The sequence below is a fragment of the Sphingobium fontiphilum genome, assembly GCF_014196635.1.
GTDB classification, from domain to species: Bacteria; Pseudomonadota; Alphaproteobacteria; order Sphingomonadales; family Sphingomonadaceae; genus Sphingobium; species Sphingobium fontiphilum.
In genome coordinates this window covers 1-19642 of record NZ_JACIEB010000006.1, presented here as the reverse complement: position 1 = coordinate 19642, position 19642 = coordinate 1, and the positions used below count along the sequence as shown (strand labels likewise).

General features: G+C 62.5%; 14 protein-coding genes and 1 tRNA gene. 7 read left to right on the top strand and 8 right to left on the bottom strand.

Annotated elements, in window-relative coordinates:
- The first annotated feature begins 24 nt into the window (after positions 1-24).
- Both GGR44_RS12450 and GGR44_RS12445 read left to right on the top strand, forming a co-directional pair.
- Positions 25-1371 (top strand): TldD/PmbA family protein, encoded by a 1347-nt coding sequence (locus GGR44_RS12450; RefSeq protein ID WP_183955926.1) that lies wholly within the window; start codon positions 25-27, stop codon positions 1369-1371.
- Entirely contained in the window at positions 1358-2155 is a 798-nt protein-coding gene (locus GGR44_RS12445) for an inositol monophosphatase family protein (protein WP_183955925.1), read from the top strand. Before GGR44_RS12450 ends, GGR44_RS12445 begins: the two co-directional genes overlap by 14 nt.
- A gap of 7 nt (positions 2156-2162) precedes the next feature.
- Here the strand turns inward: GGR44_RS12445 and GGR44_RS12440 are convergent, their stop codons facing one another.
- On the bottom strand, positions 2163-3218 hold the full coding sequence (locus tag GGR44_RS12440) for a hypothetical protein (protein ID WP_183956102.1): 1056 nt from the start codon (positions 3216-3218) through the stop codon (positions 2163-2165).
- Positions 3219-3387: 169 nt separating this feature from the next.
- On the opposite strand from GGR44_RS12440, the gene GGR44_RS12435 reads away from it, so the two are divergent.
- The 5 genes from GGR44_RS12435 to GGR44_RS12420 all read left to right on the top strand — a co-directional run bounded on the left by GGR44_RS12435 (position 3388) and on the right by GGR44_RS12420 (position 6451).
- Positions 3388-4332 (top strand): NAD(P)H-dependent flavin oxidoreductase, encoded by a 945-nt coding sequence (locus GGR44_RS12435; RefSeq protein ID WP_183955924.1) that lies wholly within the window; start codon positions 3388-3390, stop codon positions 4330-4332.
- Positions 4329-5108: a crotonase/enoyl-CoA hydratase family protein gene (locus GGR44_RS12430; RefSeq protein ID WP_183955923.1), complete on the top strand. Its 780-nt coding sequence runs from the start codon at positions 4329-4331 to the stop codon at positions 5106-5108. Before GGR44_RS12435 ends, GGR44_RS12430 begins: the two co-directional genes overlap by 4 nt.
- 90 nt (positions 5109-5198) lie before the next feature.
- Positions 5199-5272 (top strand) — tRNA-Gly (locus GGR44_RS12425).
- Between the two features lie 198 nt (positions 5273-5470).
- Positions 5471-5590 (top strand): Arm DNA-binding domain-containing protein, encoded by a 120-nt coding sequence (locus tag GGR44_RS16960; RefSeq protein ID WP_246344632.1) that lies wholly within the window; start codon positions 5471-5473, stop codon positions 5588-5590.
- A gap of 9 nt (positions 5591-5599) precedes the next feature.
- Positions 5600-6451, top strand: a complete 852-nt coding sequence (locus tag GGR44_RS12420) for a tyrosine-type recombinase/integrase (RefSeq protein ID WP_343052343.1) — start codon at positions 5600-5602, stop codon at positions 6449-6451.
- A 1094-nt stretch (positions 6452-7545) separates the two neighbouring features.
- Here the strand turns inward: GGR44_RS12420 and GGR44_RS12415 are convergent.
- The 7 genes from GGR44_RS12415 to GGR44_RS12385 all read right to left on the bottom strand — a co-directional run bounded on the left by GGR44_RS12415 (position 7546) and on the right by GGR44_RS12385 (position 19083).
- On the bottom strand, positions 7546-8373 hold the full coding sequence (locus GGR44_RS12415) for a hypothetical protein (RefSeq protein ID WP_183955922.1): 828 nt from the start codon (positions 8371-8373) through the stop codon (positions 7546-7548).
- A gap of 225 nt (positions 8374-8598) precedes the next feature.
- Complete coding sequence (locus tag GGR44_RS12410; RefSeq protein WP_183955921.1) at positions 8599-9408, bottom strand: hypothetical protein; 810 nt, start codon at positions 9406-9408, stop codon at positions 8599-8601.
- 240 nt (positions 9409-9648) lie between these two features.
- Complete coding sequence (locus tag GGR44_RS12405) at positions 9649-11682, bottom strand: 3'-5' exonuclease (RefSeq protein WP_221214369.1); 2034 nt, start codon at positions 11680-11682, stop codon at positions 9649-9651.
- Between the two features lie 65 nt (positions 11683-11747).
- Positions 11748-12176, bottom strand: coding sequence for a hypothetical protein (locus tag GGR44_RS12400; protein WP_183955920.1), 429 nt, complete (start codon positions 12174-12176; stop codon positions 11748-11750).
- A complete protein-coding gene (locus tag GGR44_RS12395) occupies positions 12177-14981 on the bottom strand; it encodes a site-specific DNA-methyltransferase (RefSeq protein ID WP_183955919.1) in 2805 nt (934 codons plus the stop codon).
- Entirely contained in the window at positions 14981-16048 is a 1068-nt protein-coding gene (locus GGR44_RS12390) for a PD-(D/E)XK nuclease family protein (protein ID WP_183955918.1), read from the bottom strand. The genes GGR44_RS12395 and GGR44_RS12390 overlap by 1 nt, the downstream gene beginning before the upstream one ends.
- Positions 16045-19083, bottom strand: coding sequence for a BPTD_3080 family restriction endonuclease (locus tag GGR44_RS12385; RefSeq protein ID WP_183955917.1), 3039 nt, complete (start codon positions 19081-19083; stop codon positions 16045-16047). The genes GGR44_RS12390 and GGR44_RS12385 overlap by 4 nt, the downstream gene beginning before the upstream one ends.
- Between the last annotated feature and the right edge of the window lie 559 nt (positions 19084-19642).

Below are 19642 nucleotides of genomic sequence, written 5' to 3'. Positions count from 1 at the left end.
CCGCGAAAGGAACAACGCCGTCCCATGCTCAGCCTGGATGAAGCCCAGACCCGCGCCGAAGATCTGGTGAAGGCGGCGCGCAAGGCGGGGGCGGATGCGGCGGACGCGCTTTATGCCTGCAACGCCTCCACCACAGTGGCGGTGCGCATGGGCGCGCTGGAGGATGTGGAAAGCTCCGAAGGGGAAGAGATCGGCCTGCGCCTGTTCGTCGGGCAACGGTCGGCCACCATTTCCGCGTCGGACATGAACCCGGCGACGCTGGCCACGCTGGTCGACCGTTGCGTCGCCATGGCCCGCGAAGCGCCCGAAGATCCCTGGGCGGGCCTGGCGCCCGAAGACCGGCTGCTGCGCAAGCGCCCGCCATCGCTCGACCTGATCGACACGCAGGAGCCGGAACCCGCCACCCTGCGCGAACGCGCGCTGGAGGCGGAGGACGCGGCCCGCGCCGTGCCGGGCGTCACCAATTCGGAAGGCGGTGGCGCCTCCACCGGGCGCAGCCAGGTCGCGCTCGTCACCAGCCATGGTTTCGCGGGCGCCTATGGCGCGACGTCGCATTCGACCTGGGCCAGCGTGCTGGCGGGCGAGGGCGCGGGGATGCAGCGCGATCATGCCAGCCATTCGGTGCGCCACCTGGCCGACCTGGACGCCGCCCATGCCATTGGCGGCCGCGCCGGCCAGCGGGCGGTCGCACGGCTGAACCCGATCCGCATCGAAAGCGGGGTGATGCCGATCATCTTCGATCCGCGCATCGGGTCCAGCCTTATCGGCCATCTGATGAGCGGCATTGTCGGCCCGGCCATCGCCCGCCGGTCGAGCTTCCTGCTCGATGCGCTGGGCGAGGCCTTGTTCGACGCCGGGGTCAGCATCGTCGACGATCCGTTGCGGCCGCGCGGGCTTCGTTCGCGTCCCTTCGATGGCGAAGGATTGCCCACGGCGCGGCGCGCGATCATCGACCATGGCGTGCTGACCGGCTGGCTGCTCGACAGCGCGTCGGCGCGGCAACTGGGGCTGGAACCCACCGGCCACGCCAGTCGTGGCGCAGGCGGATCGCCGGGCGCGGGCGTCAGCAATGTGCATATGGAGCCGGGAACGGCTACCGCTGGCGAATTGATGGCCGATGTGAAGCGCGGCCTTTACGTCACGGAACTGATCGGCATGGGCGTCAACACCGTGACCGGCGATTACAGCCGTGGCGCGTCTGGCTTTCTGATCGAAAATGGGGTGGTGGTTCAGGCCGTGTCTGAAATCACCATCGCCGGGCATTTGCGCGACATGTTCCGCGCGCTGACGCCGGCCAACGACCTTCATTTCCGCTATGCCGTCAATGTGCCGACGCTGCGGGTGGACGGGATGACCGTTGCAGGCGCCTGATATTCCCATCCGGGCGGTCGCCGCCGCCGTGGCCGATGCGGCCGACCATGCCCTTGCCCTGTGGGCGGGCGGCGACACGCGGGTGCGCCAGTGGGAAAAGAAGCCGGGCGAGCCTGTGTGCGAGGCCGATCTGGCGCTCGACGCCATGCTGCGCGACAGCCTGTCCGCCATAGATCCGTCCGCAGGCTGGCTGTCGGAGGAGACGGCGGACACGGTGCATCGGCTGGACCTCGCCCGCGTGTGGGTGGTCGATCCGATCGATGGCACGCGCGATTATCTGCGCGGTCGCACCGGCTGGGCGGTTTCGGTGGCGCTCGTCGAACATGGCGTGGTGCGGCTGGGCATATTGGCTGCCCCCGCGCGCAATGAAACCTGGATCGCGGTCGCGGGGCAGGGGGCGATACGCAACGGACAGAATCTGGCGGCGGGACGCCGGACGATGTTGCAAGGCGCGCGCGTACCCGCCGACCATCTGCCCCGCGTCGATCAGGATCTGACCATGGTGGAAAAGCCCAACAGCATTGCCCTGCGCATGGCGATGGTGGCGGCGGATGAGGCCGATCTGGTCGCCACCGTGCGTTGGGGCAATGAATGGGACATCGCCGCCGCCGCCCTGATCGCCAGCGAGGCGGGGGCGGCGGTCAGCGACGCGCTGGGCCAGCCATTGCAGTTCAACCGGCCCCGGCCCACCGCCTTTGGCGTGCTGTGCTGCGCGCCGGGCATCCACGCCGCCGCCGTCGACCGGCTGTCCGTGCGCGCCCGCGACATTTTGGGCGGCGGCTGAAAACCCGTCAGGCCGCCGCGCGATCCAGATAGGGCAGCCGCCCGATGATGCCGTCGGGCAATCCGCCGATCACCATGGCGCGGGCGCGGTGCCAGAAGGCCGAGAGCAGCAGCAGCGCCGAACCGATGACCAGCGCCGTGAAGGCCCAGGACAATTCCACCGCGCCAGCCTGCCGGAACAGGGCATAAAGCGCATAGAGCACATAGGCGAGGCTCGACACCAGCAACGCCCGCCGGTCGACCGCCAGAGCCACCAGACCAAAGGCGATATAGAGGGCGATGATCATCACCGCCCTGCCGGTGCCGATGTCGCCCTGGAACACGCCCAGCAACTGGAACATCGAATGGGCGATCATCGGCGCGGCCGTCAGGTGCAGCCAGAAGGCGACGTCGGATCGCCGCGTCGTGCGGCCCCGGTCGCTCATGTCCCATCGCATGGCGAGCGTGAAGATGGCGATCCCGGCGGCCAGCACCAGCCAGAAGACATGATCCTCCATCGCGGGCACTGCGGCCAGGATAAGGCCGCCGCCAACGCCAGCGGCGGCCGCCGCGCCCGCCGCCACGGTGATGGGCACCATGAAACGCCGCCAGTGCAGCCATGTCGCCCCGGCCGTCAGCGCCGCGATGCCCGCCGCCAGCAAAGCGGCCAGCCGGTCCCCGGCATGGGGGAAGATCTGTCCCACCAGCGCAGCCAGTCCAAAAGCGACGCCGCCGGTGAAACCCAGCAGCAGGATGATGCTGGGCAACGCCATGCGCCGTTCGCGGGTGAAATATTCGGCAAGCCCCCAACTGGCCCCCGCCACCAGCAGGCCGGACATGATCGAGGGCGCATGCGTCGACGCGCCGAGTCGCATGCTGTTGCCCAGCCATGCGACGGCGACCAACAGGATGATTGCGGCGATGCCGACGAAAATATCGTTGAAGCCGGTCAGCAGGCGGAAATGTTCTTCATCCACCACCGGGCTGGCGCGCAGGGTCGCGACATGGGCGCGCAGCGCATCAGCCGCCTCCGCCGAAATCGCCCCCGCCGCTACGGCGTCTTGCAGGTCGCCTTCGCTATACATCGCCATATTCCTTGAATCGCCACTATGGGACAAGGGTAACACAACTGTATTGTACGGGCAATACAGCCAGTGGGAGCCTCCGATCCCGCATTTTGATGCTCGCCAGCCCGGGTTGCCGGTGTTAGCGATCCCCGTGTCAGAACGACAAAGGGTTAAGAGAGGGAGATGCATGGCTCTGCCAACATTGTTGCAGTCGCGCCTGTCGCTGCCGCTGATCGGTGCGCCGATGTTCATCATATCGCAGCCCGAACTGGTGATCGCGCAATGCCGGGCCGGCATCGTCGGCGCTTTCCCGGCGCTCAACGCCCGTCCATCGGGCGTGCTGGATGAATGGCTGCATCGGCTAGGGTCCGAGTTGACCGAACAGGATGCGCCCTTTGCCGTCAACCTTATCGTGCACCGCTCGAACGCCCGGCTGGATGAGGATCTGGCCCTGTGCGTGGCGCACCGGGCGCCCATCGTCATCACATCGCTGGGCGCGCGAGAGGACGTCAACGCCGCCATTCACTCCTATGGCGGCATCGTCCTGCACGATGTCATCAACAATCGCTTCGCGCGCAAGGCGATCGAAAAGGGCGCGGACGGCCTGATCGCGGTGGCGGCGGGCGCGGGGGGCCATGCGGGCGTGCAATCGCCCTTTGCGCTGATTCAGGAAATTCGCGAGTGGTTCGACGGTCCGCTGGCCTTGTCGGGGGCCATCGCCCATGGCCGCTCGATCGCCGCGGCCCGCGCCCTGGGCGCTGATCTGGGCTATGCCGGGTCGTTGTTCATCGCGACGCAGGAAGCGAATGCCGCACCCGCCTATAAGCAGGCGATAGTCGACTGCAGCGCCGATGACATCGTCTATTCCAACCTGTTTACCGGAGTGCATGGCAATTATATGCGTCCGTCGATCGTGGCGGCGGGGCTGGACCCCGACAATCTGCCGCAATCGGACCCCAGCAAGATGGATTTCGCCGCCATTGCAGCCGACAAGAAGGCGTGGCGCGACATTTGGGGATGCGGGCAGGGCATTGGGGCGATCCACGCCGTTGAACCTGCGGCAACGGTCATTGCGCGGCTGAAGCGCGAATATGGGGAGGCGCTGGACCGGCTGTGCGCGGGCAGGGCATGAGCGACCGCATCACCGTTGTGTTGGCCGATGGCGTCGCCGACGTTCGGCTGAACCGCCCGGACCGCAAGAATGCGCTGGACGCGGAGGCTTTCGTCGCCATTCGCGCGGCGATCGACGATCTGGCGGCCATGCCCGGTTTGCGCTGTGTCGTGCTGTCGGGGGCGGGGGGCGACTTCTGCGCGGGGATCGACCTCGCCATGCTGGCGGGCGGGCAGGCGCCCGACCTGATGGCGCGCAGCCATGGCCCGGCCAACGCCCTGCAACAGGCGGCCTGGGGCTGGCGCACACTGCCCGTGCCGGTGATCGCCGCGATCAGCGGCGTGGCGCTGGGCGCGGGTTTTCAGATCGCGCTGGCCGCCGACATCCGCATTGCCGCGCCCGATGCGCGGCTTTCGGTGATGGAGGCGCGCTGGGGACTGGTGCCCGATCTGGGCGGCATGGCGCTTTACCGCGGCGTCATCCGCGACGATGTGATGCGCGACCTCACCTTTAGCGGACGGATCATCGCGGCTGAGGAAGCCGTGGCGCTGGGCGTCGTCACCCGGATCGCCGCCGACCCGCTGGCGGAGGCCACGGCTCTGGCGCGAATGATCGCCGCCAACAGCCCTCGTGCGGTGCGGGCGGCAAAGCGCCTGTTCAACGAACCGGCGGATCAGGATGCCGGCGCGATCCTGATCGCCGAATCCGACGAGCAACGGACGCTGCTGGCCGGGCCGGACCACGCCGAAACATTGCTGGCCGCGCGCGAGGGACGAAAGCCGGTCTTCCTCGACTAGCGGCCCGTTTACACATGCCTTTCGCACGCCCGCACCGGCCCCACCGGCGATATTGACCGCCGGACGCTTTCCGTGCGAAGGGGACTGCGCGCGGGTGTAGCTCAATGGTAGAGCAGCAGCTTCCCAAGCTGACGACGGGGGTTCGATTCCCCTCACCCGCTCCACTTGCCTCTCCGACGGCGTTCGCAGGCGTCTTTACAGCCCACCGAAAAGCGCGATAATCCGGTACTCGACGGCCGATTGCGTTCGCGCGCGTTCGCGGTCATTCAAAGATCGACGGGGGCCATATTGGGGGCCGGGGGCCAAAAGGCCGATTTGGCTGGCCCCCTCCCAAGGGGCCACGGATGGGAAGGAGGCGGAATATGGCCCTCACTGACATTGCGATCAGGAACGCGAAGCCGCGGGCCAAGCCCTACAAGATGGGAGACGCGTTCGGGCTGTTCCTGCTGGTCCAACCATCCGGCGGCAAGCTCTGGCGGTAGAAATACCGGATCGACGGCAAGGAGAAGAAACTTGCGCTGGGCACCTATCCCAGCGTGAGCCTGGGCGACGCACGTCGACGGCGCGACGAGGCGCGCGAGCTCATTGCGTCCGGCAAGGACCCGGCTCGCGAAAAGCAGCGCGAGAAGGTGCGTTCGCTTCTCCAGGTCGAAAACACATTTGCGGCTCTGGCGGCCGAATATTGCGACAAACGCAAGCGTGACGGTCAGAAGGCATGGGCGGCCGGGACCGCGAACCGTAGCGAGTATCTCCTGTCGCTTCTCAACACGTCCATCGGCCGCCTGCCGATCGACCAGATTGAACCGGCCGATGTGCTGGGCGCGATCCGTCGCATCGAGGCAAAGGGCAAGCTCGAGAGCGCCCGGCGCACGCTGCAACTCGCCGGTGCTGTTTTCCGCTATGCCGTCGCCACCGCCCGGCTGCGTTCCGATCCCACGCGCGACCTGAAGGGCGCGCTGACGGCGCCCAGCGTCACGCACTATGGAGCCATTACCGAGCCCAAGCGTGTCGGCGAGCTGCTGCGCGCGATCGACGGTTACGAAGGCCAGGGGCTGACGAAGCTCGCGCTGCAACTGGCTCCCCATGTGTTCGTCCGGCCGGGCGAGTTGCGACAGGCGCGATGGGAGGAGATCGACCTTGACGCGGCGCTGTGGACGATCCCGGCCGAAAAGACGAAAATGCGCAAGCCGCACCGTGTGCCGCTGTCCCGCCAGGCGCTGGCCGTGCTCATGGAGGTGCGTGGCGCGACGGGTCCGGCCGGCTTCGTTTTTCCGTCGATCCGGACGCGCACGCGCCCGATGAGCGAAAACACCATCAACGCGGCGCTGCGTCGGCTGGGCTAAGAAAGGCAGGTCAGTTCCGGCTTCGTCGGGGTTGCCGGGGTTCGAGGTATAGATCCGCGCCGGCCACGGGGCTGGCAATTCCCAAGAACGACCGGCTGCGACAGTCCGTGTTCGAGTGCCAACCTTGACTTCAATCGAGCCACCCTCGGGAGCTACGATGGCTGGAATGGAATCGACAAGTGCGATGCGCGCTCTGACGTCGATCGACCGCCCGCCGATTCCGCCCTGTGCTTCGATGTCGGCGATTGCGGCCGCCATCTCCTTCGCCAGTGGCCAAGTGACATCACCGCGCCGTGCACGCGCAAAGCAGCCGGCATGAAAAGCGCTCTCGTCCCAGACCATGATGTTCTGAATGCGTGACAGGCCAAGAGCAAACGTCTGTGCCGACCTGACTTCCCACATATTGAGGCGCTGGGTGTCCTCGTCAGGCGGTGATCCGAAAGATGCCTCCGCCTTGAGGAAAGCTCGCACTAGCGCGGGTAGCTGGGATCGCGCTGCCCCGGCCTGACAGACATAGGAGTCGGCGAGGAAATTGGTTTTCCGCGGAGGAAGTACCAAGCCGAAGCGCCCGGCCGCGCGGCGGAACGCACCTACCAGTTCCTGCCGATGCATTTGGTCAATAGGATCGGTCGCGAACGCTGCGGCAATATGAGGGTATATCTGACTGGTCACGACACTGGCGATGTCGCTTCGATACTGGCGCGCGAGGTCTGAGGCGATCAGCCATGCAGCTGCAGCGGGAAACTTGGTCAGCGCTTGCGCGATGTTCGCAGCCCGACCCTCCGCGAATGCACGAAGTCCGACCCGAACTTTATCCCCGTCAGCGGCTGAGAGGTCGACATGAGCAATGAACGGAGAAGCATCGGCGGCGGTAAGCCGTCGCCGGATTTGAAGTTCGACACTCATCAGGGGATTGTACCAGTGCGGCGATACCGCTGGCGTCGAGTTGTTCATCCATTGCCCCGCTCACGTAGACGCATTTATATAATATACCAAATAAATACAGGTCTATTATTCAATAATTTATAGAAGTTTTAATTAAATTAAGTTTAATATCAGCAATTTAGCCAACTGAATATTAGAGATATTCCGGTTCAATAACTTTGTAAATATCCCGAAAATATGATCTGTTCATCCAATTTCGAATAATGCAAGGTTATTATTCCCGCATCTCCTGTATTGAGAAGATTCTCGTCAATGCTGGAAAAAAGGGTTGGCGGCAAATCTTCCGGGGCGACGTGCAACGCGTCGAACGAGCCGAATATGCGATTATTCTGGGCAAATTGTTTTCGCCCAGACAGAACCGTCTTCCGAAGCCGTTTTAGCTGTGCTTGCAGTACCTTAGACGTCGATTGTGCGGCAATCATCTGATTCAACGCTTCATCATGCTCCATTGGGCCGAACAGATAGGGGCCATGATAGCCGATGATGCGATGCGGGTTGCTGACGAATGACGGCAGGCCATAAGCACCAAGCTCGAAATGATAGGCCGCCATCGCTTCACCTGGCATCAATGGTGTGATGGCTGCTGCGAATGGACTGAGATCTTCGGTCGCAATGACACGCGCAGTCAGGCGTTTCTCGCCGTGCCACAACTGCACAAGTCCTTTGCCAAGATCGATCCCATATAAGGCACCAAGGATCGCAAGGTCGAGTTGAACAATCGGTACCGCGAGCAAGCCTTCCTCCGCAGGCCAGGGATGCTTTCCGCTGGTGAACAACGGGCCGTTGATCATAGGCTTGTCGGCAGGAAGATCGACCAATGCTACACGCTGCAGCTTTAGATCCCATGCAGGCCGATAGGCGTGATCGAGGGCCACGCGCAGTTCGGTATGATTTTTGGTCATCGAAGCGGTCGATTCGTCCCACGTATCCCGAACATCCGACACCAGCTTTTTGATTGCCGACAGGTCGTTAGACATGGTTGCTCTGACTGGACATTTGACAATGTGGTTCAACTCCCGAAGGTCGACCTTGCCGGTTCCGCTCTACTTGGATTTCGGGGGGGTGGAGTAGAACAATGACTCCGCGATTGGGACGATCTCCTTCCCGGGTCAGATCAACAGCGGCAATCTGCCCCTGCTTCTGCTGCAGGGCGGTAAGGCGGTCCAGCGCCTTGGTGAAAGTTGAGGCATGGCGGCGCGCCACTATGACGGCTCATCAAATATGGCTTGCAGCCATATGAGGCCGCGCACGGCATTGCCGACCTTTGGCCACTCGCCCTGCCAGACCTCACTGCTGACAGTGATTTCGATGTCCATCGGCGTCCCATCGTCCTGCCGGGCTACCGTTACGATTAACGTGATGAAAGACAGGCTGAGCATTTCCTTCTCTTCGCTAACGGCCTGCACGACACCCCGTATCTCATGCAGAGGCGTTGATTCCTTGCGATACGGAAGGAGGGCTGCCATTTGCTTCGTCTCGATGGTCACCTTGCCATCTTGCTCAAAACGCTCCGCAAACGCCTCCCGCACACTTGCGCTTACCTGGTCCGGCAGGAGGACTATGGGCTGCGTTGACGGAAGCTCCAATTTTACGGCCCAGCCATGCACGTAAGCCCGGACGGCGATCAACCCCACACTCATCTGATAATAGGAAGCAAGGCAGAAGGTGTCGAAAGCGCTGAAACCGACGTCACCGAACGCACAATGGGCCAGCACGATATCTGGATTGTCATGATCTCCGTCGAACCACCTGATGCAGATATCAAGCGCCCTACCAGTCCGGGCGAAGGGCCATGCAGCGACAAACTCAGCATTGCTCTTCGCATTCTTGGCCGCGCGAATATATGCGATGATACCGTGTTCCTGGGTCGGCCACGCGAGGAGAAAGGCGCCGTCGCGCTCCTCGATCACAACCCCTTGCTCGATGATGGCGGGCAGCCACCGCTCTACACTATCGCCGAGTGCTGCTCGGAGGCCATCCGCGAAATAAAACTCCGCCCCCTCTTCGCTCATGAGAATTCTTTGCCGTTCATGAAGGTCGCCTTCATCCGGCTTCTGGTCTTGATCATAGGGTCGCGGGAAGGAAGATCAGCCAACGCTATGCGCTCCAATTTCAAAGCCAAGGCTGGACGATCGGCATGGTCGAGTGCGATCCTTAGTTTCATCTAATTTTCGGTTGCCTTATCCCACGCATCGCACGCATCCGACACAATTTTATCGTAGCCTCTCCGGCCTGCAAACATGCCTGCAGTATCATTTCATTATATCATCCAGGAACTCGCTTCCCGGTGCCACACCCGACAGCATCAGGTGATCTCTGGCTCGGGTCGCCGCCACATAAAGCAAGTGCCGCTCTGCATCCTGAATTGCCTCGAGATCGGCGACATCTCCGATACCGGAGAGCCGCCCCGGATCCGGCAGGACATCCTCATCCAGTGCCATGACCGCCACGGTGCGGAACTCCAGCCCCTTGGCGTCATGCATCGTCATGACCCGCATGTCGGAACCTGTCGCTTTCACTGCGGCGTGGCCTCGGTCGAGTTGCTGCTCGCTGCGCACCAGTACGACCAACTCGTTTGCCGCTACGCCTTCCGCCAATCTCGAACGCAGCCATGTGGACACACTGGCTGCTTCTGCTACGGCATCATCGAACAGTCCAATCGCAGGATCGGGTCCGTCGAATACGGAAACCGTGCCGCGCCGGCTCTCCTCGATCCCGTCCTGATCGGTGATTTCGCTCGCCAACAGCCGATCGGCGATGCGGCGGATCTGGTGCGAAGTCCGATAGCAAACCTTCAGCACCTGCGCCCGGCCCCGCACGTCCAGACCGAGTTTCGCCCACGAGAATGGGAGGTGGAAGATGCGCTGACCAAGATCGCCGGTGAAGAATAGTGCATCCGCTATGCCCGCTCGGCCAACCGCCGCCAGGAAGCGCGCCTGAGCCACCGACAGATCCTGGGCCTCATCGACGACGACATGCGTGAACGGAAGTCGTCCGCCATCCTCGACCCACCGCGTCAGGCGCCCATAGACATCGGCCGTCGTCACGACGCCTCGGGCGGCCAGCCGTTCGCGCACGAAGGCGAATACGGCCCACGCACTTTCCCGCTGCTTGGGCCCAAGCCGTGTGCGGCGGCCGATGCGTGGAACGGTGGCATAGGCATCTGCATCATGCAGCCCCCAGGCATCGACCAGTTCGTCCCATTCCTCATAGAGGAAGGCCGGACTGTGACCGGCGCCCAGTCCGCTATCCATAGCCGCCTTGATCGTTGCCCGCACCTGAGAGGCCGTCGCCATGTTCGGCTGGCCGAAAGCGCGGACGTAAAGCTCATAGGCGGCCTGATCGATGGCCCGCACGGTCAGACGAGCGCGGGCGTCCGGCGCCGCTTCTGTCATCAGTTCCGCCTTGCCAGCAAGACTGGCGGCGAGCGGCTTCGAGAAGGTGGTGAGCAGCACCTGCGCCTCCGTCCGGCCCGCAAGATGGACAGCGCGGTGAAGGGCCACGATAGTCTTGCCCGTGCCGGCCGATCCCGACACGCGGGCCGGCCCGCGCCAGTCGCGCGTCACCGGAGCGCGCTGCGCGGGATGCAGGAACACCGCCCATTGGGCGAAGGGTGCATCCAGCGCGGCCTTGAGTTCCTCGACGCCATCGACCGCCCGGAAGCGGCGCTGCGCGTCTGGATGCGCAAACGGATCGGCGCCCGGGCTGGCCTGAAGCGCCACGTGATCCTGCAACCGCCCGCCGGTCGCAAAGTCCAGCAGCGCTTCGGCCGCTTCATCCGGGAGCGAACTGAACAGGCCGTCGACGCTGGCCTCGTCGGCCGACCGGACCGCGTCCAGCCAGTCGCGGGGCACGCCGACGTTCAGCAGGTCATCGTCGGAAAGCTGTGCGAACGGGCGTAGCGGGAGCGAGCGGCCTGCCGGGGGCAGGTCGCCCCGCGAAGCCGGGCGCGCCAGCGCGCCCGTGGGTACCGCGACAGGCGCAGGCGCCGCTTCCTCGACCGTGTTGGTGTAAACGAGACGCTCTTCGGTTCGCTCAACGATCTCGACCAACTGCATCGCCCCGGTGCGTTCATGCGGCACCAGCCGGCGCCGCTCTGCCCAGTGATAGGCGTCGTCATGATGGCCAACCCACGCCAGCAGCGTATGCTGGCCATCCTTGTGCAGGACGATCCGAATGTCCTGACTGACGCGGGCCGTCCAGAAACCGGGCGCCGCCTCGACGCGGTGGAGCGACAGGCCATTGCCGCTCTCATCCTGCGCCAGGTCGAAGGCGGTGATCTTCACCTGCTTCTGCTCGGCAGATGTCAGGCGGTCCAGTGCTTTGGTGAAGGTCGAGGCTTAGAGAAGGGTCATTTTTGACCTGTGACCAGTGCGATCAGCCGCTCTTTGATCGGAGCATATCGTGTCAGCAGATCACCTTTTGGAATGACCGCTACGATCATATCCGCTGCCTCAATCGCTTCGATCTCCGGGCGCCAACGGTTTAGAAGGAAGCCAACGCATCCGGCGTCGAGCGATCGGAGTGTGCCGTCCCGAGTCTTGAAGAAGAAGGGAACCGGTGCTTCCCCAGTCGCCCACCATATCCCCATGAGGCGCTTCTCGAACTCGTCCGTCCGGGCATGTTTGTCAATCGCGACCTTTTTCAGGCCTGCGCTTGAGTAGATTTCCGGGGTTGTTCCCCAACTGATCGGATCGGAGGCATGGGCGCTTTTGGGCAGCGATATGGCCAGGGTCGGAGCGTCTGTGACTTCGGCGGCAGTCGCTTTTCGCTTGTCCATTTACACCCCCACCACCTTCATCACCTCGTCGCCGAGGTGGTTGATGACTTTCACCGCCACCTTGCCGCTGGCGGGCTTGGGGAACGGGCGGGAGCGGGTGCGCTTCAGGCTTTCCCAGGCGTCGGCGTCGATCTCGGCCTTCAGCGTGGTCTTCAATGCCTTGTACGGGTCGTTCGCGCCGGGGAAATAGGCGTGGCGGACGAAGAAGCTCTCATAATTATAGTCGGTGTCGATGAACCAGACGGCGATGTCGTCGGCGTCGCTGGCGACGATCTCGCCGCCTTTATACATGTCGATCCCGGCGACCTCGATGCTGATGCACCCGTCTGCCTCTTCATGCACCTGGATGTCGGGTTCGCCGAAGACGGTGAACAAATTGCCCGCGCCGGTGTTGGCGAGGTCCGGCATGTGCAGGTCCGGGTTGATCCGCGCCTGCAAGACGGTCAGCGCGCCCATCCGGTCGAACTCGGACGCATGGGCGTCGAAATTGAACGAGGCGGCGATCAGCAGGTCGAAGCCCGCCTCCATCGCCTCCCGCGCGGCGGCGGTCAGGTCGGCACGCGCGACGGTGCCATATTCCGGGCCGACCAATATGGCGGCGCGCCGCTCCGGGCTGTCGGCCAGCGTCTCGCTCTCGCCCTCCGATGCTTGCCGCACTGTGCCCTCGGCACAGATGAAGCGGCCAGGCCAGGGCTTGAGCGAGGCGAAGACCAGCCGATCCGCCTTGTGCGCCTGCTGCACGCCGGAGCGCTTGAGGTTCTCCAGCACCATCTCGGCGAAGTCGGCGCTTTCGGCCGCAGCGGCATTCTTCTGGCGGCGGCCCTCGGCGGCTTCCAGCTCGTCGAACAGGCTGTCATCGACATCGACGGCGGGCACGCGGTGCGGCGACAGGCTCTCGACCGTGAACGGCCCGGCGACACGGACGCGGCCCTTGTCCTCATAGGGCTGGTCATAGAGATATTCGGTGTCCGCCTTGGCCGCGATGGAAGCGTCGATCTCGCGCTGCCGGGCGATGCGCGCGTCCCACCACGCGGCCAATAGCCTCTCCCCTTCAGGGGAGGGGTTGGGGTGGGGTGTCGCCGCACCCGCAGCGTCGCGTGAACCGGGAGACCCCACCCCCGGCCCCTCCCCTGAAGGGGAAGGAAGCTCGCGCGGGATCTCCCATTCCTCCCACGCCGTGCCCAGCGCGGCGTTGAGCGCCGCGCGCAGCGGCTCCAGCTTCGCCTGATAGCTTTCCCAGATCGTGTCGATCTCGGCATTGTTGGCGATGGATTTGAGCGTGATGTGCGGCACGCGCTTGTAGACAAAGCCCTGGCGCAGCCGGCCATAGGTGGGCGTGTCGGCGGGGACTTGCCTCGTCACCTCGCCCTCCTTCATTTGCCCTTCCCGTGAGTCGGCGAGCAGATACCAGGGATAGCGCGCGCCCATGATCCGCGCGCGGGCGAGCGCCAGTGCCACCCGGCTGGTGTCGATCGTGATCCAGCGGCGGCCCCATTGCTCGGCGACAAACGCGCTGGTGCCCGATCCGCAGGTGGGATCGAGGACCAGGTCGCCGGGGTCGGTGGTCATCAGGATGCAGCGTTGGACAATCCGCGGAGAACTTTGCACGACATAAACTTTGTCTGTCGCACCACCGACGTCATTCCAATAGTCACCGAGCCGCGTGACGGGGTAATCGTCGAAAAAGTACTTCATGCGAATCTGGGTCTTCTGAGCGATCAACCGGCCTGCCCGTCCGACGCGGTCCAAGCCATCCGGTATGACCTTCCAGTGCGCGAGTTTACCGGGGTGAAAAACACGCCCCTCAAACTCAAAATTGCATGTGCTCGTGCTGCGAACCCCGTCTGACGTGAGGGGATAAGCGCCATAATCATCGCGCTCGATCGTCGAGAGCGATGACCCATCGCCTTCCCTATTCATAAACAACGGGCGGAATTTGCGCTCAGCCAAAGTCTTATTTCGCGTATACCAAAGAATATCGTCGCTGGTGGATTGCAAGAAGTTGCCCGATTGGCTCCCGGTCTTTTGCGCGGAGATCGCGCAAACAAAGTTCTCGTCCCCAAACACCTCATCCATCAGCGCCCGCACGCGGTGCACATTCTCGTCGCCGATCTGCACGAACACGCTGCCGCTCTCGGTCAGCAGGTCGCGCGCGACGGTCAACCGGTCGCGGAGATAGGTGAGGTAGCTGTGGATGCCGTCGGCCCAGGTGTCGCGGAACGCCTTCACCTGTTCGGGCTCGCGGCTGAAATGATCGGCCTTGCCGTCCTTCACGTCGCGGCTGGTGGTGCTCCACTGGAAATTGCTGTTGAATTTGATGCCATAGGGCGGGTCGATATAGATGCACTGCACCTGACCCTTCAGCCCCTCGCGCTCCGCCAGCGACGCCATGACCTTGAGCCCATCGCCCAGGATCATGCGGTTCGACCAATGCTGGTCATGGGCATAGAATTCGGTGCGCTGATCCGGTTCGATGCCGTTGAAATCGGCGAACAGGTCGGGCGCGGCCTCCGGTTCCGCCTTGCGCGTGCTCGCGCGCTTCAGATCCTCGACCAGCGCCTTGGGGTGGATCTTCTCCTGAATATACAGCGGCGGCGCCTCGACGATCAGGTCGGACCAGTCGGCCACATCCTTGCCCCGCCACACCAGTTGCGGGTCCAGATCGGGGTTGCGCCGTTCATAGGCGGCACGGATCGGCGCCTTCACATCCGGCGGCACAAACGCCTCCAGCTCCGCCGTCGGCGCATTCCGCCGCGACGCCTCGTCATGGGTGAGCGTTTCGACGGTGAGAGGCTTCTTGGCCATTAGCGTGCAAGCTCCTTCTCCACCGCAGCTTTCCATTTTCGCAGAATATTCTGGTTATCAAGCAGCCAGCGACGCAGGGTATCGGCCGCCGTCATTCCGGCTAGAATTACGGCAGTCTGTTCCGCAAAATCAGTTTGATTATCAGCGGCAGGCGTAGGGCAGCTCATGACAAGGCCAGGCTGGGGCGTCCGCTTGGACGGTGGCTTAGTAGCGAAGGTTGCGCCTATATCCTGCGCATCCGCTTGGAAAAGTTCTCGCAAAGCTGACAACGCTGGTCCCCAGTTGGCGAATGTCACGGCCACATAGTTCGCACGATGAGACTGCCCTTTACCGAGTTCATGAGCAAAGCGCCGAGGCCTGAGGTCAGATGGCAACGAGGCGAATGAGGCGGCTGCGTCGAATATCATGGAAACACTTTCATCCGGATTGGCAGGCTTTCGCATGCTCGGTCCCGGTATGATTTCCGGGGCGGCTTGTTCGAGCATTGAACAATACATGGCATTGAAGTCCCCAATGACTTGGTTGGGAACTGGCTCGTAGCCACGCCTAGCCTTGTTGATAGCTTGCTCGATCAATTCGCGTCGAAAGCGGTATCGTCGTGATTGCTCGTCAGACATCTCTTCACGCGACCTGAAATACTGCGCCAATTCTTCATAGGTGACGGTCGCATCAAATTTACCGGTGAATACCCGATGTTGAGCAACATATGCGGCCGGGCAGATTATCAACATTGCTTGGTTTGCATATTTGTTGGCATGCACAGCCAACTCCTCCCGATAGCTCTCGGCCTGATCGCGTTGCTCCAATGCATCAAGCTTGTTCTCGATCAGAATCGCCGCCTCGGAACCATCATTAATTTTCAGCTCGCAGAATATGTCTATCTCACGACGATTTCGAGTTCGGCGCTTGCTATGAAGCACCACCGAACTGCTGATTTTGCCCTGAATTCCAGCCCGTTGCGCAATCCAACCGACGAAGTGGTCAGATGCGTAAAGCTCCTCCACGATGAGCAAGTCGATGTCTCGCTCGGTGGCGTGAGTGAGAGTGGGGATGAATTCTTCGCTCATTTCAAGACTCCGCCACCCATCTCGTCCAGCCATGCCTCTACTTTCACCGCGAACTCGGTGGCGATGGTCCACACATCGGTGAACTCGGCGAAACCCCAGCGCCCATGTTCGCCCAGCGCGTTGACGCCCGGCACCCACAGGGTGCGCATCGTTTCGGCCTTGTCCTTGTCATCCTCGTCGCGGGCCCCCTTGATCTCGACCACAAGGTTGAGCGGGTTCTCGTCCCCGTGGCCGTCATCGATGCGCAGGATGAAATCCGGGCGATAGCGCCGCGCTTCGCCCCCGGCGCTATAGGGCGCCTCGAACCCCAGATTATGGTTCTTGGCCCAGGCGAGCACGCGCGGGTGCCTGTCCGCGACGCGGCAGAACTCCGCCTCCCAGTCGCTGTCGATCACGGCATAGTTGATATGGCACCGCGCGCCCGTCTCGTAGCGGTCCTTGCTGGTCATGAAGCTGACGTGCCGGGTGCTGCCCTCCCGATTATAGGGATCGAGCATGGCGATGACGCGGCCGCCGCCCTCCTGACCGCGCGTGATCGCGTTCATGATGCGATCGGCGACGCGGTCGGCGATATTGTAATAGAGAAGCTGGGCGGGCTGCGTGCCGCCAGCGAGGACAAGATGGTTCGCCATCCACTGCCGCACGATCGACTTGGCCTGAATGATAAGGCCGACATTGGGACGATCCCCGGCGTTGGTCATACGACGCTTCACGATCCATTCGGCGAGTTTCAGATGGATCGTCGCGGCGCGGGTGTCGGCCAGATGTTCGATCGTCAGATCAGCCGACTCGCCGATGATGCCGGAATTGATCGTTTCCGTGGCGCCGACCAGTTCCGGCGTCAGCTCCAGTGTCGAATCGTCGGAAAAGGACGCTGACAGACGCTCGCTCGGCAGTTCGGTGCGATAGCCCTCCACCCGCGGAAAGCGGATTTCGGACATGTCGCGTGCCGGGCTGATCGCGTGGACGCGCTCCATATTCTCCGGCGGCGACGGCTTTGAGATCACCGGCTGGGCGGTGAAGTCGAACGGAATGCCGAGCACGTCGGCATACTCGACCTTGAACTTGCCCGCGTCCGGCCCCTCGGTCTGCAGCTGGTAGGATTGCCGCCGCAGCGCCCGGCCGATCACCTGCTCGCACAGCAGTTGCGTGCCGAAGGCGCGTATGCCGAGGACGTGGGTGACGGTATTCGCGTCCCAACCCTCGGTCAGCATCGACACGGATACGACGCAGCGTATGCCTTCGCCAAGCTGCCCCTTGCGACCGACCGTGTTCATCACTTCGCGCAGGATGGCGGCGTCATCGATCTTCTCGGCGGCGGCGCGGTCGCCAGTGCGCTGGACCAACTCGTCCTTGAAGCGGGCGATCTCGTCGCTCGCGGCGTCGCGGAAATCCGCGCTGATCGCCTCGCCGCTTTCCAGCTGGATGCTGTCGATCAGCAGCGTGCGCATTCGCGGAAGCGCCGAGCCATCCGGATCGAAATTGCGGAACAGCGGGCATTTGCCGGTCACCGGCGTGACGTTGCCGTAATCGTCGGCGATCTCGTACCCGGCGATGTAATCGTGGACGAGCTTCGAGGTGGCGGTGTTGTTGCACACCACGATGAAGACCGGATCGACCCCGACTCCCGCTTCGCGCCACAGCGCGTGGGTCTTTTCGTAGTGGCCATACAAGGCGTCGATCGCGGTCAGCAGCTCATTGGGCAGCTTCTGGGGATCGAGCCCCCCGCCTTTCTTTCCGGCGCCGCTGCCGCGACCCTTTTTGGGCAGCTGCTTGCCGACATGATCCCACAGGTTCCGGAACATCGGCGTATCGCCGCCGGGGACATTGTCCATCACCGGCACGCGCGGCAGCTTGACGATGCCGCACTCGATCGCGTCCATCAGGCTGAAATCCGACATCACCCAGCCGAACAGCGATCCCTCGCGATAGCCCGAGCCGCGCAGGAAGAAGGGCGTAGCCGACAGGTCATAAACCATCGACACGCCGAGTTCGCGCTTCACCGCCTCGATCCCGGAAATCCAAAGGCGGGCGGCTTCGTTCGCCTCCTTGGCGGCGGCGAGTTCGTCGCCCCTCAGCGCCTTCTGCTCCTCTTCCGTCAGTGGGCGCTCACGGTAGCAATGGTGCGCTTCGTCGTTGAGCACGACGACATTTTTGAGCCCCATAAGCTCGCCCGCGACGCGGCGGATCATCGCCCCGTCACTCTCCGGCTTGGGGGTGGTGCGCAGTGCTGCCTGCTGCACCTTGTTGAGCGATACTTCGTCCTTCTTCTTGAAGGTGTGGTAGTTGGTGATGACGATCTTGGCGCGGCCGAGGTCGAGCAGCATGTCTTCGGGCACGATCTCCCGACTCTGGTAATAGCTCTCCGGGTCGTTGGGCTGGAGTACGCGCAGACGATCCTTGATCGTGATGCCCGGCGCGACCACGAGGAAACCTCTCGAGAATCGCTTCGCGTTGGGATGGCGCACGGCATTGAGCGTCTGCCAAGCTATCAACATAGCCATAACCGTCGTTTTGCCAGCACCAGTGGCAAGTTTCAGCGCCATGCGCATCAATTCTGGGTTCGACGCTGCATTGGCCGCTTCAAGATGCGTCCAGAAGCGGCGGCCTTGCGATGACGAGCGTGGCGCGACCTCGGTCAGCCATATTACCGTTTCCACGGCCTCGACCTGGCAGAAGAAAGGGCGTTGGTTGGCGAACTTGTGCGTGCGCCAGTGGCGAAGCAGTCGCGCTGTTGTCGGCGTGACCTGCCATTGGCTCTCCGGCAATATGCGCCAGCTTTCGATTGACGAACGAATACCGTTGATCACTTCTGTCGGATTATATTCCTGGCCCGTCGCGTCGGCGAGCAAGTCGGGCTGCACGGACTTGCCCCGGACCTTCTTGGCCTTGGGGATGGGCGAAACGAGCGCGCTCGGACGGCGGCGCCCGACAATGCTGCTGGTTGGTTGACCATTGCCATCCAGTTCCCAATGGCGATCAGGCTCGGTGTATGGCGAATTGAGAATTGGCGACTGAAAAAATACTTCACTCATGCCTCATCACCATATCGCCTCGCGCATCTTGCTAGCCCCAATCTCGTTCTCGAATGGTTCTATCAATTCTATCCCGGGTTGGAACACTCATGAATGCGCCTTTCGCCTGTTTTACCCGAAGGGAAAGGCCTGCAGATGCATAATCCCGCCATATGATCGTCGCAATAGCAATGCTAATTTTCGGCACCTAAATAAAATTTCTGTACGTTGGGGGGGTTTTACAATATAAAAATATATATATTTGAAGTTGAGATTTTTCTCCAATAAATTAATTTAATATATAAGTTTGATACAATTTTTATGATCAAGATATCGATGTTTCGAAGTTAAATTTATTAATTTGTGAGAAAATATTTATAATATGTGCGGAAAAATTTAAGCTACCATCCCGCGATGGTGCGGTTTATTGAGGCTGTGCGAGTTGGACACCTCGAAGAACCGGCTGTTTTCCGCCCGATGGCGACTGCTCTGCCACCTGAAAACTGGATCGCTTTGAGCTAGAGTTTTCAGCCTCAGATTTCCTTGGCTGGGCAAGGAGGCGCGGCATGAAGGCATCGAA

Excerpts from the sequence above, each read along its gene's own strand:
- GGR44_RS12440 (WP_183956102.1), bottom strand. The coding sequence starts at position 3,218 with ATGTATAGCGAAGGCGACCTGCAAGACGCCGTAGCGGCGGGGGCGATT.
- GGR44_RS12385 (WP_183955917.1), bottom strand. The coding sequence starts at position 19,083 with ATGAGTGAAGTATTTTTTCAGTCGCCAATTCTCAATTCGCCATACACC.
- GGR44_RS12430 (WP_183955923.1), top strand. The coding sequence starts at position 4,329 with ATGAGCGACCGCATCACCGTTGTGTTGGCCGATGGCGTCGCCGACGTT.
- GGR44_RS12410 (WP_183955921.1), bottom strand. The coding sequence starts at position 9,408 with ATGAGCGAAGAGGGGGCGGAGTTTTATTTCGCGGATGGCCTCCGAGCA.
- GGR44_RS12395 (WP_183955919.1), bottom strand. The coding sequence starts at position 14,981 with ATGGCCAAGAAGCCTCTCACCGTCGAAACGCTCACCCATGACGAGGCG.
- GGR44_RS12450 (WP_183955926.1), top strand. The coding sequence starts at position 25 with ATGCTCAGCCTGGATGAAGCCCAGACCCGCGCCGAAGATCTGGTGAAG.
- GGR44_RS12390 (WP_183955918.1), bottom strand. The coding sequence starts at position 16,048 with ATGAGCGAAGAATTCATCCCCACTCTCACTCACGCCACCGAGCGAGAC.
- GGR44_RS12435 (WP_183955924.1), top strand. The coding sequence starts at position 3,388 with ATGGCTCTGCCAACATTGTTGCAGTCGCGCCTGTCGCTGCCGCTGATC.
- GGR44_RS12415 (WP_183955922.1), bottom strand. The coding sequence starts at position 8,373 with ATGTCTAACGACCTGTCGGCAATCAAAAAGCTGGTGTCGGATGTTCGG.
- GGR44_RS12400 (WP_183955920.1), bottom strand. The coding sequence starts at position 12,176 with ATGGACAAGCGAAAAGCGACTGCCGCCGAAGTCACAGACGCTCCGACC.
- GGR44_RS16960 (WP_246344632.1), top strand. The coding sequence starts at position 5,471 with ATGGCCCTCACTGACATTGCGATCAGGAACGCGAAGCCGCGGGCCAAG.